Origin of the sequence: Oceaniradius stylonematis, assembly GCF_003149475.2 — a bacterium.
Lineage (GTDB): Bacteria > Pseudomonadota > Alphaproteobacteria > Rhizobiales > Rhizobiaceae > Roseitalea > Roseitalea stylonematis.
Window position 1 is genome coordinate 478173 of record NZ_QFWV02000008.1, and the last position, 15888, is coordinate 494060.

At 66.2% G+C, this 15888-nt stretch carries 17 protein-coding genes and 1 riboswitch; of the genes, 7 read left to right on the forward strand and 10 right to left on the reverse strand.

The features are described 5' to 3' along the window. Positions 1-42 precede the first annotated feature (42 nt). From DEM25_RS15495 to DEM25_RS15540, 10 genes are all read right to left on the reverse strand, one after another. Positions 43-846: an ABC transporter ATP-binding protein gene (locus tag DEM25_RS15495; RefSeq protein WP_109767490.1), complete on the reverse strand. Its 804-nt coding sequence runs from the start codon at positions 844-846 to the stop codon at positions 43-45. Beyond that, positions 843-1844: a FecCD family ABC transporter permease gene (locus DEM25_RS15500; RefSeq protein ID WP_109767580.1), complete on the reverse strand. Its 1002-nt coding sequence runs from the start codon at positions 1842-1844 to the stop codon at positions 843-845. The genes DEM25_RS15495 and DEM25_RS15500 overlap by 4 nt, the downstream gene beginning before the upstream one ends. Continuing rightward, the gene (locus tag DEM25_RS15505; RefSeq protein ID WP_109767491.1) at positions 1837-2685 is read right to left on the reverse strand and encodes an ABC transporter substrate-binding protein; all 849 of its coding nucleotides are present in this window, start codon (positions 2683-2685) and stop codon (positions 1837-1839) included. The genes DEM25_RS15500 and DEM25_RS15505 overlap by 8 nt, the downstream gene beginning before the upstream one ends. A gap of 2 nt (positions 2686-2687) precedes the next feature. Further along, a complete protein-coding gene (locus tag DEM25_RS15510) occupies positions 2688-4598 on the reverse strand; it encodes a TonB-dependent receptor plug domain-containing protein (RefSeq protein ID WP_158585289.1) in 1911 nt (636 codons plus the stop codon). 175 nt (positions 4599-4773) lie between these two features. Then, a riboswitch (cobalamin riboswitch) is annotated at positions 4774-4977 on the reverse strand. A 72-nt stretch (positions 4978-5049) separates the two neighbouring features. Continuing rightward, positions 5050-5364, reverse strand: a complete 315-nt coding sequence (hmuQ, locus tag DEM25_RS15515; RefSeq protein ID WP_109767493.1) for a heme-degrading protein HmuQ — start codon at positions 5362-5364, stop codon at positions 5050-5052. Positions 5365-5465: 101 nt separating this feature from the next. Beyond that, positions 5466-6401 carry a TonB family protein gene (locus tag DEM25_RS15520; protein WP_109767494.1) on the reverse strand — a complete coding sequence of 312 codons (936 nt, stop codon included), beginning with the start codon at positions 6399-6401 and terminating at the stop codon, positions 5466-5468. After that, positions 6398-6811: an ExbD/TolR family protein gene (locus DEM25_RS15525; RefSeq protein WP_109767495.1), complete on the reverse strand. Its 414-nt coding sequence runs from the start codon at positions 6809-6811 to the stop codon at positions 6398-6400. The genes DEM25_RS15520 and DEM25_RS15525 overlap by 4 nt, the downstream gene beginning before the upstream one ends. 12 nt (positions 6812-6823) lie before the next feature. Further along, complete coding sequence (locus tag DEM25_RS15530) at positions 6824-7210, reverse strand: ExbD/TolR family protein (protein ID WP_109767496.1); 387 nt, start codon at positions 7208-7210, stop codon at positions 6824-6826. Next, positions 7200-7913, reverse strand: a complete 714-nt coding sequence (locus DEM25_RS15535; protein ID WP_109767497.1) for a MotA/TolQ/ExbB proton channel family protein — start codon at positions 7911-7913, stop codon at positions 7200-7202. The genes DEM25_RS15530 and DEM25_RS15535 overlap by 11 nt, the downstream gene beginning before the upstream one ends. Beyond that, positions 7910-8365, reverse strand: coding sequence for a hypothetical protein (locus DEM25_RS15540; RefSeq protein ID WP_109767498.1), 456 nt, complete (start codon positions 8363-8365; stop codon positions 7910-7912). The genes DEM25_RS15535 and DEM25_RS15540 overlap by 4 nt, the downstream gene beginning before the upstream one ends. 546 nt (positions 8366-8911) lie before the next feature. Between DEM25_RS15540 and DEM25_RS15550 the strand changes: the two genes are divergently transcribed. The 7 genes from DEM25_RS15550 (at position 8912) to DEM25_RS15580 (ending at position 15877) form a co-directional block, all read left to right on the forward strand. Beyond that, a complete protein-coding gene (locus DEM25_RS15550) occupies positions 8912-10417 on the forward strand; it encodes an ABC transporter substrate-binding protein (RefSeq protein ID WP_109767581.1) in 1506 nt (501 codons plus the stop codon). Between the two features lie 66 nt (positions 10418-10483). After that, on the forward strand, positions 10484-11425 hold the full coding sequence (locus DEM25_RS15555) for an ABC transporter permease (protein ID WP_109767500.1): 942 nt from the start codon (positions 10484-10486) through the stop codon (positions 11423-11425). A gap of 3 nt (positions 11426-11428) precedes the next feature. Next, positions 11429-12286 carry an ABC transporter permease gene (locus DEM25_RS15560; protein ID WP_109767501.1) on the forward strand — a complete coding sequence of 286 codons (858 nt, stop codon included), beginning with the start codon at positions 11429-11431 and terminating at the stop codon, positions 12284-12286. Next, entirely contained in the window at positions 12252-13424 is a 1173-nt protein-coding gene (locus tag DEM25_RS15565; protein ID WP_196780404.1) for an amidohydrolase/deacetylase family metallohydrolase, read from the forward strand. The genes DEM25_RS15560 and DEM25_RS15565 overlap by 35 nt, the downstream gene beginning before the upstream one ends. Next, positions 13421-14422: an ABC transporter ATP-binding protein gene (locus DEM25_RS15570; RefSeq protein WP_109767503.1), complete on the forward strand. Its 1002-nt coding sequence runs from the start codon at positions 13421-13423 to the stop codon at positions 14420-14422. Before DEM25_RS15565 ends, DEM25_RS15570 begins: the two co-directional genes overlap by 4 nt. Beyond that, on the forward strand, positions 14415-15386 hold the full coding sequence (locus DEM25_RS15575) for an ABC transporter ATP-binding protein (RefSeq protein WP_109767504.1): 972 nt from the start codon (positions 14415-14417) through the stop codon (positions 15384-15386). The genes DEM25_RS15570 and DEM25_RS15575 overlap by 8 nt, the downstream gene beginning before the upstream one ends. Beyond that, on the forward strand, positions 15383-15877 hold the full coding sequence (locus DEM25_RS15580; RefSeq protein ID WP_109767505.1) for a RidA family protein: 495 nt from the start codon (positions 15383-15385) through the stop codon (positions 15875-15877). Before DEM25_RS15575 ends, DEM25_RS15580 begins: the two co-directional genes overlap by 4 nt. The last annotated feature ends 11 nt before the right edge of the window (positions 15878-15888 follow it).

Genomic DNA, 15888 nt, shown 5'->3' on the forward strand with positions numbered 1-15888 from the left:
AGCCGGACGTTCTGGCGAAAAGCGACGCGCGGCGCGGCGCGCTCATGCTCCGTCCGGTCTGTCGTTGCCTTCGGTTTCCGAAAGTGCCGTCGGCAGCACGACCAGACCCTGCGCGCTGTCGGCCCGGTGGATTTCGACGCCATAGACCGTCCGCATCAACTCATCGGTCAACACCGTGGCCGGCGGTCCGTCGGCGACGATCCGGCCCTCGTTGAGAACGACGATACGATCGCACCAGCGCGCCGCCAAGGAAATCTCGTGAAGACAGGCGACGACGCTGCGCCCTTCGCGCGCCAGATCGGAAAACGTCGCCATCAGCGCGATCTGGTGCGACGGATCGAGCCCGGCGGTCGGCTCGTCCGCAAGCAGCAGCGGCGTGTCCTGCGCCAGCGCCCGGGCGATCAGCACCCGCGCCCGTTCTCCGCCGGACAATTCGGTCGCGCGGCGGTGGCGCAGCCCGGTCACGGCCATGCGTTCCATCGCCGCCTCGATCAGGGCCTGGTCCTTCGCCGACGGCGCCGCCACGGCGCTTCGGCCAAAGGCCCGGCCCAGCCCGACAAGCACTTCGACGCTCACCGGCCAGTGCACCTCGCGTTCCTGCGGCAGATAGGCGGCGATCCGCGCCCGTTCGAGAGCGCTCATGGTCCGGCTTTCAGCATCGCCAAGCCTTATGTCTCCCGCACCCGGGGCCTGGCCGAGGATGGCTTTGAGAAAGGTCGACTTGCCCGCGCCGTTGGGCCCGATCAGGCCGACGCATTCGCCCGACTCGACGGTCAGATCGATTCCGTTCAGCACGGCCCGCTTGCCGAGAGCCACCGAAAGGTCCCGGACCGCAAGAAGGCTCATACCAATGTCCTCCGGTAGCGGAAGACGAGCCAGAGAAAGAACGGCGCGCCGATCAGCGCGGTCAGGACGCCGATCTTCAGGTCCCGGGCCGGCGCGACGATCCGCACTGCAATGTCGGCGGCCAGCAGCAGCGCCGCGCCGCCCAGCGCGCTCGCCGGCAAAAGGCGCGAGGGCCGCGCGCCGACCAGCGGGCGCAGGACGTGCGGCACGATCAGGCCGACAAAGCCGATTGCGCCTGCAACGGCGGTTGCTGCACCGACCGACGCCGCCGTTCCGAACACCGCCAGAAAACGCACGCGGCCCATGTCGACACCCATGGATTGGGCCGCCTGTTCACCGAGCGTCAGAACGTCGAGCGGTCGGGCCAGCGCGGCCAGCATCGCCCAGCCCACGATCATGACGGGCAGCGACAGCCAGACATGGGTCATCGACCGGTCGTTGAGCGAGCCCAGCATCCAGAAGACGATCTCGAGCGCAGCGAAGGGATTGGGCGACAAGTTGAGCGCCAGCGACGTCATCGCGCCGGCAAAGCTGGAGACGGCGACACCTGCCAGGATGATCGTCAGCACGTTGCCCGACAGGCCCGCCAGCGCCTGCACGATGAGCACAGCGACCACCGCGCCGGCAAGCGCGGCAAGCGGCAGACCGAGCGGAAACGCGGCGGCAAAGCCCGTATAGAGCGCCAGAACCGCGCCAAGCGAAGCCGAAGCGCTGATGCCGAGCAAACCCGGCTCGGCGAGCGGATTGCGCAGATAGCCCTGCAGCGCCGCGCCCGAAAGGCCCAGCGTCGCGCCGATCGCCGCCGCCAGAATCGCCCGCGGCAGCCGGATTTCCTGCATGATCAGGGCGAGCGTTCCGCGATCGTCTGAAAAAAGGCCGGCGAACGCATCGAAAAAGCCGGTCGCCGCGGGACCGGTCAAAAGCGACAGGCCGAACAGCAAAAGGACGACAAGCGCCAAAACGCCAATCAGGAGATGAAAGCGCGTCCTCTCACTCATCGGCCGCGGCAAGGTCGGCATGGGCAGCCAGGCGCCGTGCCGCTTCCAGTGTCAGGGGTGTGCCACAGAGCCAGTATGTGCTGTCCATGACGATGCCGCGCCCGGCGCCGGCAACGGCGCGATAGGCCGGGTGACGGAACGCTTCCTGTGCCCGCGCCGGCCGGCCGAAATCGCGCCCGCCGCCGGCGACCAGTTCGGGCTCGGCGTTGACGAGCATTTCCAGCGGCAACTTCACCGTGCCCTCATAGCCCATCTCCCGGCCCAGATTTTTCAGCCCGGAGGCTTCGACAACGGCGTCGGCGAGCGTTCCGCCGCCGGACGTATAGCTGTTGGCAAAATAGAGCGCGAGCATCTGGTCGCTTGGCGGAGAGGCCCTTAGCGCAGCGAGATCCGCATCGAAACGCGCGACCAGCGCTCCGGCACGCGACGGATTGCCGAGCAGGTCCCCCATGCGGACGATGTTGGCACGAATGTCCGCAAGGGAGGCAGCCGGCGCGAACTGCTCGACCCGGAAGCCGAGACGCTGAAGCAAGGTCACTGTGGCACGTGTGGAGAACGTACCGGCGATGACGAGATCGGGCTTCATCAGGAAGATCTCCTCGGCCAGGCCGCGATTCAGCCGCAGCCCTTCAGCCTCGTTGGCCAGAACCGACATGGCGGGATCGGCGGCCAGCCATGACACCGAATGAAGCTGGCCCGGCCTGGCGACCAGCAAGGCAAGCTGGTCGGTGCACACGTTCATCGACACGACACGCGCCGGCGGCTCTGCGGCCGGCACGGCCAATGCCCCACCGAGCCACACCAGGGCGCCGAGCAACAGCGATCGCGACGCCCGCCACATGGTCAGAACCGCGCCTTGACGCCGGCAAAGGCGGCGCGCCCCTGCGTGTTGTAGCCGAACACCTCCTCATAGCGCTCGTCCAACAGGTTCTCGACGCGGCCGTAAACCTCCACCGTCTCGTTGACCTTGAAGCTGCCGCCGATATTGACCAGCACATAGTCGGTCAGCGTCACGCGGGTCTGCGGCGTCGCATTGATGAATTCCAGATCGTCCATCGCCCCATTGTAGATGACTTCGCCGAAAAGCTGCGCCCGACCTTGATAAAACGTGTAGGCCGCCGAAAGCGATGCGCTGTGCATCGGCCGGCGCACCTCACGCATGCCGTTGGGGTCTGTGGCGTCGGTATAGGTGTACATCGCCGTCGTCGAAAAACCGTCGAACAGTTCGGCCGTCGCGGACAATTCGACGCCCTGCCTGTGCGATGTCCCGTTGAGGTTGCGCACCGTCTGCCCGAAGCCCTGGATCTCGTTTTCCAGATTTTGGTCGAACCATGTGACGTCGACGACGACCAGCCCGTCCCAGAGGCTTTGCTCGATGCCGATATCCCAGCCAAGGCTTTCCTCGGGCCGCAAATCGGGATTGCCCCGGAAGCTGCCCGGCACGAAGCCGAACTGCTCGAAGAAGGTCGGGTTCTTGACGCCGGTTCCGACCGAGGCGTGAAGGCGCGTGCCGGTGCCAGGCACGGCCCAGGCGCCGGCCACGCTGTAGGTCGTCGCATCCTTGAACGGGTCGTTCATATCGTGGCGCACGGCGGCGTTCAGATAGAATTGGCCGGCGAACTCGCCGCGATATTCGGCGACGAAGGATTGCGTCACGCGCTCCTGCGTCGCGGTCTGCCAGAACCGCTCCTGCTCCCATTCATAAGCGCCGGTGACCGTATGGACGGCATCGAGCAGCGCAGGCGTTTCGAACATATAGCTCGACTGAACCTCCGCCTTCAGGCGATTGCCCTTGTTGGTCGAGGTAACGACACCGCCGCGTGCGCTGTCGCGCTCGTCGCCGCTCCCCGAAAACCGGGCGCCGTGCGTCCACGCACCATCGAGCGAGGTCCATGTGGCGCCGATCGCGCCGGAAAGCTCCTGCACATCCGACGTGTCGTCGCTGTCGATGACGAGCCCTTGCGTCGGCGTTGCGGGAAAGGCGAAATCCTGTCGGTCGGTCTCGACGAACCGGTCGACCATGCGGCCATTGGCGTCGATCACCAGATTGTCGTTGACGTCGAGCGTGAAGCGCCCGGTCAGTGTCAGGTTCTCGTCACCGTCCTTCTCGGTCCCGAAGTCCGAAAGGTTGAACCCGTCCGTGCGACGGAACCGCGCGGACACGGCCGCATCGAACCACTCCGTCCCGCCGCGCACGGCGACGCCGCCCAGAAACGTGCCATCGGTTCCGGTCTCGCTTTGAAGCAGCGCTTCGAACCCGTCGCGCGGCCCCCTTTTGGTGATGACGTTGATGACGCCGGCAAGCGCGTCCGATCCGTAAAGCGCGCTCTGCGGGCCGCGCAGCACCTCGATGCGGTCGACATCGCCGACCTGCAGGCCGCCAAAGTCGAACTCGCCCTGGCTGACCGACGACACTTCGACGCCGTCGATCAGAACCAGCACATGATTGCCCTCGGAGCCGCGCACGCGCACCTGGGTCGGCGCGCCGAACGAACCGGCACGCGAGACATGAAAGCCGGGCACCCGGCGCAGGGCGTCTGCGAGATAGCGTGTCTGGCTGCGCTCGAGCTCTTCCCCGGTAATCACCGTGAAGGCACGCCCGGACGCTTCCTGCTCGACCGGCGTCCGACCGGCGGTGATCAGAAGGGTCGGCAGGACCGTCGCGCCGTCGTCAGTGCCCTCTTGGGCTTGAACGGGCTGCGGCAGCGACAACGCCGCCCAGGCGGCTGTGGCAAGAAGAATGGTTCGGATCACGGTAGTCCCCCAAATGTCCGTGTGGCCCGCACAAGGACCACGTGTTTGAACCCGGCGTTTGCCGGACCGGCCATTCTGATGGAGGAAAGCCACCCGACGGACGCTCCGCGCAAAGACGCATCTTTCGATGTCACCTCTGCGGAACAGACCGTGCCTTGCCACACCCCGTGGCCCGGCTGGGTGACCGTTCAAGGCAGGTTTCCTGGCTTCCGTTTCAGCGCCGCGCCTTGCCTTCCCATCCGTGCGGACAGTGGCGTGATCAGGCGGGCTCCACGGTTACAGTTGCGGGGGCAGCCATGGTCTTGGTCCCTTGCGGGTACGCCGCACCATGTTCCCTTTTAACGACCCGTCGGGTCGCACCTTGAAGCGGGCGAAACAAAACGTGGCGGGCGCCAAGAGTCAATCCTGAAACCGGAAAGACGGGCTTTGCCGCCTTGGCGCCTGCGCGGCTTCATTCCTCGAGTACGGCCTCAAAGCCCTCGAACTGCGGATGGCCCGCATACATGCCCTTGGTGTCGCCGGCATTGGCGTGGGCCTGGCGGAAATGGTCGGATCTGGTCCAGGCGACGAAATCGTCCCGGCTGCCCCAGATCGTGTGCGACGCATAGAGTGTGGTGCGGCTGTCTTGGTCGAAATCGCCCTTGAGCAGATGAAAGGTGTGAAATCCGGGCACCTGCTTGAGGCGCGAATCGCGGTTGCGCCAGACCTCCTCGAAAGCCGCCTCATGGCCTTCATTGATCTTGAAACGGTTCATCGCGACGAACATGGCTGGATCTCCTGTGGGGTTCTGGAATGGCGGCTTCCGGTTTGTGCAGATGCGTGCGCGACAGGCGTGTGAAGAACCGAACGCCGGCTGGCCCGGCCCGATCACCGGCGTATCTCGATCGGGATGACGAAGCGTCGCTGCGCGCCGGGCGGCGGCGCCGGAAACGGCGCGGCCCGTCGGATGTGGTCGACGGCCGCGCGGTCGACGGCGGCCGAGCCGGAACTGGCGGCGACGGAGACGCCGGCAAGCCCGCCGCCGCCTCCGATCGAGAAGCTGACGCGCACCGTTCCGCTCCCGCCGGCGGCACGCTGCCGGGTGCGGCGTATCTTGGCGTACACCTTGCCGGGATAGTTCGAAGCCGCCGCATTGCCGGCCTCCCGCGCCGGCTGATCGCCCTGGCTTGTATTGGCGCTACGGCCCTGCGCCTGCCCGTCGGCGCGTCCGGCCCGCGCGTTGCGATCGGCCCGCCCCTGCTCTGTGCCGCGCGCCTGCTGGCGCGTCGCACGCTGCTGCTCGGCACGCCGTTGCCGCTCCGCCTGGCGCTGGCGTTCGGCGGCACGGGCGGCACGCCGCTGCTCCTCGGCCCGCGCGCGATCCACATCGATCTGCCGGAACGGACGGGCCAGCGGGACCGGCAGGACCGGTTCGTCCGGCCGCGCCTCGACCACATCGCTCGTCTCCACCGGTGCCACGGCGGCGATTTCGGGCGCTTGCGCCACCGGCAACGGTTCGGCCGAATCGCTGGGCGGCGAAACCGGCGCGACGACCGATCGGGTGCTCGCCGGCGCCGGTCCGGCGCTGGCATTGTCCGTGGGCGCAATGGCCTCGGTTTCCGCATCCACCGGGCTCAGCCGGTTGCCCGCCGCGACCAGTGATTCGAAGCCCGAGCCCAGCGCGGCGGCTTGGATGACCTCGCCGCCGGCCTCGATTTCCGGTTGCGTCGACGTATCGATGGATGCGCCGCCAAGGTGAACCCCGACCGAGGCGGTGAGCGCAAGCATGGCCGCGCCGGCAAAGGCAAGCCCGCGCCCGCTCATGGCCCCGCCAGGCTCCGCTCGGTGACGATGAAGACGCGTTCGACCCCGAGCGCCCTGAGTTCATCGCCGATTTCGATCAGCCGCGTTGCGGACAGATAGCGGTCGGGCACCAGACGTAATTCTGCGAGCGCCGGCGCACCCACTCGCTTGAGCGCCACATACTGCGCCGGCGTCAGTGTCGCACCGCGATAGGACAGTTGCCCGTCGGCAGCGATCACCAGCGCGTCCGGCGGTTCGCGGCTGTCGAGATCGCGCGTCGAGACGAGAGCGACATCGCCATCCAGCGGCGGCGCGACCTGCGCGGCGACAAGAAAGAAGATCAGCATCAGGAAGACGATGTTGATCAGCGCGATGGCCGGCTCGGACCGCCGGCCCGCCGCATCGTGATGGTCTGTCGCCTCAATGCGCATCGCAATCGGCCCTCAACGCACGATCTGCAGCGGCGGGCCGCCCGAAGCGCCCACCGCCGCGATCACATCGACCAGTTGCTGCGATGTCGCCCCGTCGCGGACCGACAGGATGACGACATCGGCGCGTCCCGCTTCGCGCAGCACAAGGAGCCGCTCGCCCAGCTGTGACACGTCCAGCGGCTCGGCATTCAGTGACAGCCCGTCTGCATGCAATTGCAGAAAGACCGGCGTCTGGTCGGCAAGCTGCGACGCCCCTCCGCCGGTCGACAGCTCGACATCGGCGAACCGCGAAAAGGTCGCCGTCAGCATGAAAAAGAGCAGCAGCAGGAAGATGACGTCGATCAGCGACGTCAGCGAGATGCGCCGCACGCGGCCATATGCACCCGCCTCAATGCGCATTGGCGGCACTGGCCCCGATCGGCCGCTCGCCGGCCCGTTCGGCTGCGGCAGAACCGGTCCGAACCGGGTTGAAGACGGCCGTCAGCGCCTCCTCGATGGCCAGTCGGTGGCGCGCGACCCGGCTTTCGAAAAAGCTCAGGCAGATCGCCGTCGGCATCGCCACCGCAAGGCCGACGGCGGTCGTCAGCAGGGCCACCCAGATGCCGCCGGCCAGAAGCGACGGATCGACCGCATTGCCCGCGCCCTGCAATTGCCGGAACGCCTCGATCATCCCCAGGACGGTGCCGAACAGGCCGATCAGCGGCGCGATCTGGGCAATCGATTCCAGCGCGCGGAAGCCGCTCTGCAACCGCTGCAACTGCCGCGCCGCGACGATCGCGAAATGATCCTCGAGATCGCTTCGCGCGACATGGCCGCCGGTCTGCCCGGCCTGGCCCATCGCCTCGCGGACCAGTTCGGCGAGCGCCGTCTTCCGATCGGCAAGATGTGATCGCGCCGCCGCCCGATCGCCGGCCCGCCACAGGCGTACCGCCTCGTCCACATGCCGGTCGGTGCCCGTGCCCCGCCGCACATATTGCGCCATCTTGTAGATCACGATGGCCAGCGCGATCACCGACAGGACCAGCAAAAGTGCGACCACCGGGCCGCCCAGAGCGATCAGACCGGCGGCGCGGTCGATCGGGTTGGCAAGGCCGAAAATCATCCCGCAATCTCCATGCCGATGCGGCTGGTTGCGTCGAGGTGTTCGATGCACTCGCCGCCGGTCAGCCCTTCGCCCTTGCATGCCGATGCCCCGTTGATCAGCACCTTGCCGATATCGGAACATTGCGTGTCGGGCAGATCGAACTGCCGCACCCGCATCTTGCCGGCCGGCACCTCGCGAAAGTCGAACAGGGTGAACCGGTCGACACCGCCTTCGGTGTCGAACAGGACGGTCTCCAGCGACAGTTCCGCCAGATCGGCCCCCAGCCCGTTATGCGTCATGAAGACCAGCCGGCATGTCGCTTCGAGCTGCTCGGCCTTGTTGATCTCGATCGCAAGGGACCGGACCGGCGTCTGCCCTTCGGCCGACACCGGACCCGTCGCCGCGAGCACGAACGCGTGCAGGAGGATCAGCTTCGTCGAGAGGGCGTTGCGCATCGCCGGGGCCAGCATCTGTCTCTCCCAGAAAGTGAGTGTTCTTGCGACCGACGTTTGAAGGTCCGGCCCTTGACGGGTCCCGCCGTCCGCAGGTTTTCTTGGTACCTTTCGCCGGCACCGTTATCAACGAGGCTGACGACTTCGAAGCCGAAAAGCGGACACTGTGCTCCGGTATCTTGCCACCGATCATCAGAAGCGCCTCGTCGGATGCGATCGATGTCGGCGGCCGGTTGCGGAAGTACGCGGCGCGGCGTGACCACACCGGGCCGGAAGAGCGCCGTGCCCGCCGGTGCCGGCTTGCGCCTGTCCGCGCCCAATCCGCCGATGATGGTCAGCGGGTCCGCACAGATGAATTCGTTCTGCACCAATGCGCCGAACCGCATCGTCGCGGAGTCGAGGCCCGGCCATGAGACCGGCGCCCGGCGGGATTCGTGGCACGACCTCGTGCCGCAAGCCCGCGGCGGCCGCCCTTGACATCCAAAAGGGAATACAACATCATTCGTAATTGCGAAATATATTCCATTATAAGGGAGGTCTAGAATGTCGATTTCGCGCACTTGGATGACTTCGGCGGCGGCAATCGCTATCGGACTGTCCGCTTATTCCGTGCCCGCCTGGGCCGACAACACGCTGGACGTGGCAATCATCGGCGAAGCGGACACGCTGGACCCGATGCTGTCGACCAAGGATGTGGTCTCGATCGTCACCCAGCATTTCGTCGAAACGCTCTACACGTTCGACGCCAACTGGAACGTCGCGCCGCTGCTGGCGGTCGATCTTCCCGAAATCTCCGACGACGGCCGGACGTACCGGATCGCATTGCGCCAGGGCATCACCTTCCATGACGGCTCGTCGATGGATTCGGCCGACGTGGTCGCCTCGCTGCAGCGCTGGACCGAAATGGCCTCGCGCGGAAAGGCCGTCGCCGACCGCATCGAGGCCATCGAGGCGGTCGACGCCAACACCGTCGAAATCCGGATGACGGAGCCCTATTCGCCGCTTCTGTCGCTGCTCGCCTTCTCCAACTCGGCCGCCGCGATCTATCCCGAAGAGGTGCTGGGCGAAGCGCTCAGCGCCATCGTGGGCACCGGCCCCTACAAGATCATCGAACATGTGCCGGATCAGTATCTGCAACTGGGGCGGTTCGAGGGCTACCAAGCCCGCGACGAGGAGCCGAACGGCCCCGCCGGCGGCCGTCTGCAGCTTGCCGACGAGATCCGCTTCATCCCCGTGCCCGATCCGAACACGCGCGTGGAGGGTCTCCTGTCCGGCCAGTATGACTTCGCCGACGGCCTGCCCGCCGAATCCTATGCCCGCATCGCCGAAAGCGAGGCGGCAGAACCGGTTCTGCTGCGCCCGTTCGGCTGGCCGATTTTCGCCATCAACCACAAGGACGGGCTTCTGACCGATCTCAATGTGCGCAAGGCATTGCAGGCCGCCCTGCCCCACGACGACATGATGTTCGCCGCCTTCGGCGACGACAATTTCTTCATCGTCGACGCGCCCATGTATCCGGAGGGATGGACGTGGCGCAACGATGCCGGCACCGAGCTCTACAACCAGAACGACCAGGCCCGGGCGGCCGAACTGCTCGATGCCGCCGGTTATGAAGGCACCCCGCTGCGCATCCTGACCTCGCGCCAGTACGAGTTCCATTTCAAGATGGCCGAGGTTGCCAAGATGGCGCTCGAAGCGGCCGGCTTTGCCGTTCAGATGGATGTCGTCGACTGGGCAACGCTCGGCCAGCGCCGCAACGATCCGGCGCTCTGGGACATCTACATCACCCACTCGCCGTTCCTCCCCGAGCCGGCTCTGACCAGCCTCTATTCCGCCACCTCGCGGCTGGGCTGGGCAGAGCCGGACAAGGAGGCGACGCTGGCGGCCTTCACCACGGCCACCGACCAGGCCGAGCGCGAGGCGCTGTTCGCCGATCTCCAGAAGGCGGTGTTCGAGGATGTCGGCTTCATCAAGATCGGCGGCTTCAACGCGCTGCAGGGCCAGCGTGCAGGCATGACCGGCGTCAATCCCTCGCCCTGGCCCTATTTCTGGAACGCCAAGGCCGAGTAGGATCGCATCCGTGGGAGGCGGCCTGCTGCGGGCCTCGATGGTCCGCAGCTTACAGAGTGTGATGCAGTGACCCGGTACATCGTTCAACGCATGGTCGGCATGCTGGTGGTCGTCCTTCTGGTCCTGACCATCGCATTCGTCATCGTCCGGCTGGCGCCCGGCGATCCGGCGGCGCTCATGCTCGGTCCCGAAGCGACCCCGGCCGAAGCGGCCGAACTGCGCGAGCGGCTGGGTCTGAACGAACCGATCCCCATCCAGTATCTGAGCTTTGTCGGCAACGCCTTGCGCGGCGATCTGGGCACGTCGATCTTCTTCAACCAGCCGGTCACCCGGGTGCTGCTCGCCCGTGCGGAGCCCACTGTCTATCTGGCGCTTTTCTCGCTGATCATCGCGCTGATCATCGCCGTGCCGATCGGCATCTATGCCGCCTACCGGCGCGGGTCCTGGCTGGACCAAACCGCCATTTCGACGGCCATGCTCGCCGCCTCGGTGCCCAGCTTCTGGACCGGCCTGATGTTCCAGCGTTATCTGGCGACCGAACTGGGCTGGTTTCCGGCGGCCGGCTATGGCGGCCCCGATGCCGACTTCTGGGTCCGCATGGGCCATCTCGTGCTGCCGTCGATCGTTCTGGGGATCGTCAATTCCGCGCTGATCCTGCGCTTCACGCGTGCCTCCATGCTCGACGTTCTGGGCGAGGACTATGTGCGCACGGCCCGGTCCAAGGGCATGACGGAATGGCGCGTCGTTCTGCGGCACGCGCTCAAGAACGCGGCCATACCGATCATCACCGTCATCGGTCTGACATTCGCCCTTCTGGTATCCGGCGCGGTCGTCACCGAACGTGTGTTCAACATTCCCGGAATGGGCAATCTGGTGGTCAGCGCCGTGCTGCGGCGCGACTATCCGGTCATCCAGGGCACACTGATCGTCGTGGCGACGCTCTATGTGTTCATCAATCTTCTGACGGACCTGCTCTATCTGCTCGTCGACAAGCGGGTGAGGTACTGATCGATGTCCGCATCCGCGCTTGCCGACGAACCCGGTTTCCTCGAAGCGCTGTTTGCGCGGCGCGCCGTGCTCGTCTCGCTGATCGTGTTTCTTGTCATCCTCGCCGCCGTGATCCTGGCACCGCTGATCGCGCCGGCCGACCCGTCCGCGATGAGCGTACGCAACCGGCTGGCCGCGCCCGGCGGTGACTACTGGCTCGGCGCCGACGCGTTCGGCCGCGATGTCCTGTCGCGCCTTCTCTATGCCGGCCAGGTCTCGCTGACGATCGGCTGCGGCGTGGCGCTTGTCGCCTCGGTCGTCGGCATCGTCTTCGGGCTGGTCGCCGGCTTCTTCCGGCGGCTGGACGGTCCGGTCTCGCGCATCGTCGACGCGATGATGGCGTTTCCCGACATTCTGCTGGCGATCGCGCTGGTGGCGATTCTGGGCGGATCGATGATCAACGTCATCATCGCCCTTTCGATCGTCTATGCGCCGCGGATCGCGCGCATCGTCCGCGCATCGACCCTGGTCATCCGGGAGTTGCCCTTTGTCGAGGCCGCGCAGGCGCTCGGCAGTTCCACCGGCTTCATCATGATCAACCATGTGCTGCGCAACATCGTCTCGCCGATCATCGTCCAGGCGACCTTCATCTTCGCCTATGCGATGCTGGCCGAAGCCGGCCTGTCCTTCCTGGGCGTCGGTGTCGATCCCTCGACCCCGACATGGGGCACCATGATCAATGAGGGGCGGCAATATATCGACCAGGCCGCTTTCCTGATCTTCTTTCCCGGCATTGCGATTTCCGTCTCGGTCCTGTGCCTGCAACTGATCGGCGACGGCCTGCGCGATGCGCTCGATCCCCGGATCGCAAAGGAACTCTGAAATGGCGCTTACCCTGACCAATTTCGAGGCCGTCGGCTTTGACGGCACCGCGCCTCGAACGATCGCGATATCGGACGATGGCACGATCGCCCGCGATGCGCTGCCCGGCGCCGAAACGATCGATTGCAAGGGTGCCCGCCTGTCGCCGGGATGGACCGATCTTCACGTCCATGTCTGGCATGGCGGGACCGATATCTCCGTGCGGGCCAGCCAGGCCGGCCGCGCAACGGGCGTCACCGCCATGGCCGATGCGGGTTCGGCGGGCGAAGCCAATTTCCACGGCTTGCGCGAATATGTCATCGAACCGCATACCGAGACGATCAAGGCGTTCCTGAACATCGGCTCGATCGGGCTTGTCGCCTGCAACCGCGTCTCCGAACTGATCGACATGCGCTCGATCGACATCGACCGGACGCTTGAGGTCATCGAGGCCAACCGCGACGTGGTCTGCGGCATCAAGGTGCGCGCCAGCGGCGTCATCGTCGGCACCTGGGGCATCACGCCGGCCAGGATAGCAAAGCGCGTCGCCGAGATCGCCGGCCTTCCCGTCATGGTCCATATCGGCGAGCCGCCGCCGCTGATCGACGAGATTTTCGACATCTTGACCCCCGGCGACATCGTCACCCACTGCTTCAACGGCAAGAAGGCCGGTTCCGTGCTCGACACGCCGCAGGTCTATGCCAAAGCCAGGGATCTGGCCCGGCGCGGCGTTCTGATGGACATCGGCCATGGCGTCGCCTCGTTCGACTTCGGCGTCGCGCGACAGGCGGTCGCCGACGGCTTCCTGCCATTTTCGATTTCCACCGATCTGCACCTGCGCAACATTGGCGGGCCGGTGCACGACATGGCGACGACGCTCTCCAAGATGCTGGCCATCGGCCTGCCGCTCGAAGCATGCATCGACGCCGTCGCCGCCAGCCCGCGCGGCTTTCTGGGCCTTTCCGCCGGCGACGGACTGGCCCCCGGAACCAAGGCCGATTTCACGATCTTCGACATTGTCGACGGCGACCTCGACGCCGTCGACAGCCAGGGCAATCACCTGACCATCGATCGCGTCTTCGAACCGCGATGGACCGTCCTTGGCGCGTCGATCGAACCGGCCGCGCGACGCGTGCCGCATGAGGAGAGCCCCGAATGAGCGGCGACACCATCCTCAAGGTCAGCGATCTGCGCGTCGAGTTTGCCGGCCGGCGCAGCAGCACCGCGGCGGTCCGAGATGTCAGCTTTTCGCTCGGCACCGGCAAGACGCTTGCCCTTGTCGGCGAGTCGGGCTCGGGCAAGTCGGTCACGTCGCTGGCCATCATGGGGCTGTTGCCGCGCGCGGGGCGGATCGCCAGGGGCACCGTCCGCTATCGCGGCCGCGATCGCGAAGCGGTCGATCTGGCCAGGCTTTCCGAAAAAGCGATGCGCCGCATGCGCGGCGCCGAAATCGCCATGATCTTCCAGGAGCCGATGTCCTCGCTCAATCCGCTGTTCACCATCGGCGACCAGATCGGAGAGATGCTGAAGCTGCACGGCGATCCGGGCCCGGCCGAGCGGCGAAAGCGCGTTCTGGAGATGCTCGAACTGGTGGAGATTCCGGCCGCCGCCCGACGCATCGACAACTATCCGCACGAACTGTCGGGCGGCATGCGCCAGCGCGTGATGATCGCGCTGGCCATGATCTGCAAGCCGGCGCTTCTGATTGCCGACGAGCCCACCACCGCGCTCGATGTCACCATCCAGGCACAGATTCTGGACTTGATGCGCCGGCTGCAGGGCGAGCTGGGCATGTCCATCCTGTTCATCACCCACGATATGGGCGTCGTTGCCGAGATGGCCGACGATGTGGCCGTGATGTATTCGGGCGAGATCGTTGAACAATCGGCCACCCGCCCGCTTTTCGCACGTCCTTCACATCCCTATACGCAGGGTCTCCTCGTCTCGATCCCGCAGCCCGGCCGGCCAGAAGGCGAACGGCTGGTGCCGATCCCCGGCACGGTGCCGCCGCCGCATTCCATGCCGCCCGGTTGTGCCTTTTCCCCGCGCTGCCGCTACGCAAGCCAGCGATGCGACGTCCCGGTCGCGCTGGTCGAGGCCCGCGCGGGGCACATGGTGCGCTGCATCAAGACAGCGGAGATCGCCGCCCATGCATGAGACCGCCGCCGCACCGCCGCTGATCTCCATCCGGAACCTGTCCAAGCGGTTCGAGACGCCGCGCGGCACGGTTCATGCGGTGCGCGATGTCAGCTTCGACATTCCGCGCGGTTCGATCACCGGGCTGGTCGGCGAGTCCGGCTCGGGCAAGACGACGCTCGGCCGCGCCCTGCTCCGGCTGATCGAGCCGTCGGACGGACAGACCTTTTTCGACGGCATCGATCTGAACACGCTCGGTGCCGGCGCCATGCGCGCCATGCGGCGCCGCATGCAGATCATCTTTCAGGACCCCGTCTCCTCGCTCAATCCGCGCATGCGCGTGCACGAGATCATCGGCGAGGGCCTGCGGGCGCACGGGCTGGGCGATCGCCGCAAGCGGCGCGACATGGTCGCCGGCCTTTTGGCGGAAGTGGGCCTGCAGCCCGATCACATGTCGCGCTATCCACACGAGTTCTCCGGCGGCCAGCGCCAACGGATCGGCATCGCGCGTGCGCTCGCGCTGGAACCGGAATTCATCGTCGCCGACGAAAGCGTGTCGGCGCTGGATGTGTCGATCCAGGCCCAGGTGCTCAACCTGCTTCTCGAAATCCGCGACAAGCGCAATCTGACGATGCTGTTCATCGCGCACGATCTGTCGGTGGTGGAATATCTGTGCGACAAGATCGTGGTCATGTATCTGGGCCGCGCCGTCGAAATCGGCGATGCCGGACCGGTCTATCGCGCCCCCGCACACCCTTACACACGCGCGCTGCTGTCGGCCATTCCCATTCCGGACCCCGAACGACAGGCGAACCGCGAGATACTGGCCGGCGACATTCCCAGTCCGCTGTCACCGCCATCGGGCTGCGTCTTCCGCACACGATGCGCGCACGCGCTGGAGACCTGCGCACGGGGCGAGCCCGGCGCCCATGCCGTCTCGGCCAACCATACCGCCTTCTGCAAGAGAATAGAGGAGCTTGCATGACCCAGACCCGGCTCATTGAAACGCCCCAGACGCGGCTTGCCATGCTTGGCCATGCATTGCCGGTGCGGGCGCCCGCGCCGGTGGGCGCGTTCGACAATGCCCGGCGCCATGGCGATCTGCTTTTTGTTTCCGGCCAGGGACCGGTGCGCGAGGACGGTTCGCTCGCACACGGCAAGGTCGGTCTCGACGTATCGGCCGAAGAGGCGCGCGCGCATGCCGAACTGGTGACGCTGAACCTTCTGGCCGTCGTCAACGACAAGCTGGGCGGGCTCGACGGTGTCGGCGCCGTCGTCAAGCTGGTCGGCCTTGTCAACGCCACGCCGGATTTCGAACGGCATCCGTTCGTCATCGACGGCGCTTCGGAACTGCTGCATGCGGTCTTCGGTGCCGACGGCGTGCATGCGCGCACATCCTACGGCGTTGCGTCATTGCCCAACAAGATCACCGTGGAGATCGACGCGATCTTCGCGGTGCGACCGGAATGGGGTTGACCTCTTCCCAG

What these genes read in the sequence shown, in the direction of transcription:
- DEM25_RS15575 (WP_109767504.1), top strand. Translation starts at nt 14,415, where the DNA reads ATGCATGAGACCGCCGCCGCACCGCCGCTGATCTCCATCCGGAACCTG.
- DEM25_RS15500 (WP_109767580.1), bottom strand. Translation starts at nt 1,844, where the DNA reads ATGAGTGAGAGGACGCGCTTTCATCTCCTGATTGGCGTTTTGGCGCTT.
- DEM25_RS15535 (WP_109767497.1), bottom strand. Translation starts at nt 7,913, where the DNA reads ATGATTTTCGGCCTTGCCAACCCGATCGACCGCGCCGCCGGTCTGATC.
- DEM25_RS15540 (WP_109767498.1), bottom strand. Translation starts at nt 8,365, where the DNA reads ATGCTGGCCCCGGCGATGCGCAACGCCCTCTCGACGAAGCTGATCCTC.
- DEM25_RS15550 (WP_109767581.1), top strand. Translation starts at nt 8,912, where the DNA reads ATGACTTCGGCGGCGGCAATCGCTATCGGACTGTCCGCTTATTCCGTG.
- DEM25_RS15580 (WP_109767505.1), top strand. Translation starts at nt 15,383, where the DNA reads ATGACCCAGACCCGGCTCATTGAAACGCCCCAGACGCGGCTTGCCATG.
- DEM25_RS15560 (WP_109767501.1), top strand. Translation starts at nt 11,429, where the DNA reads ATGTCCGCATCCGCGCTTGCCGACGAACCCGGTTTCCTCGAAGCGCTG.
- DEM25_RS15505 (WP_109767491.1), bottom strand. Translation starts at nt 2,685, where the DNA reads ATGTGGCGGGCGTCGCGATCGCTGTTGCTCGGCGCCCTGGTGTGGCTC.
- DEM25_RS15530 (WP_109767496.1), bottom strand. Translation starts at nt 7,210, where the DNA reads ATGCGCATTGAGGCGGGTGCATATGGCCGCGTGCGGCGCATCTCGCTG.
- DEM25_RS15525 (WP_109767495.1), bottom strand. Translation starts at nt 6,811, where the DNA reads ATGCGCATTGAGGCGACAGACCATCACGATGCGGCGGGCCGGCGGTCC.
- DEM25_RS15565 (WP_196780404.1), top strand. Translation starts at nt 12,252, where the DNA reads ATGCGCTCGATCCCCGGATCGCAAAGGAACTCTGAAATGGCGCTTACC.
- DEM25_RS15495 (WP_109767490.1), bottom strand. Translation starts at nt 846, where the DNA reads ATGAGCCTTCTTGCGGTCCGGGACCTTTCGGTGGCTCTCGGCAAGCGG.
- DEM25_RS15570 (WP_109767503.1), top strand. Translation starts at nt 13,421, where the DNA reads ATGAGCGGCGACACCATCCTCAAGGTCAGCGATCTGCGCGTCGAGTTT.
- hmuQ (WP_109767493.1), bottom strand. Translation starts at nt 5,364, where the DNA reads ATGTTCGTCGCGATGAACCGTTTCAAGATCAATGAAGGCCATGAGGCG.
- DEM25_RS15520 (WP_109767494.1), bottom strand. Translation starts at nt 6,401, where the DNA reads ATGAGCGGGCGCGGGCTTGCCTTTGCCGGCGCGGCCATGCTTGCGCTC.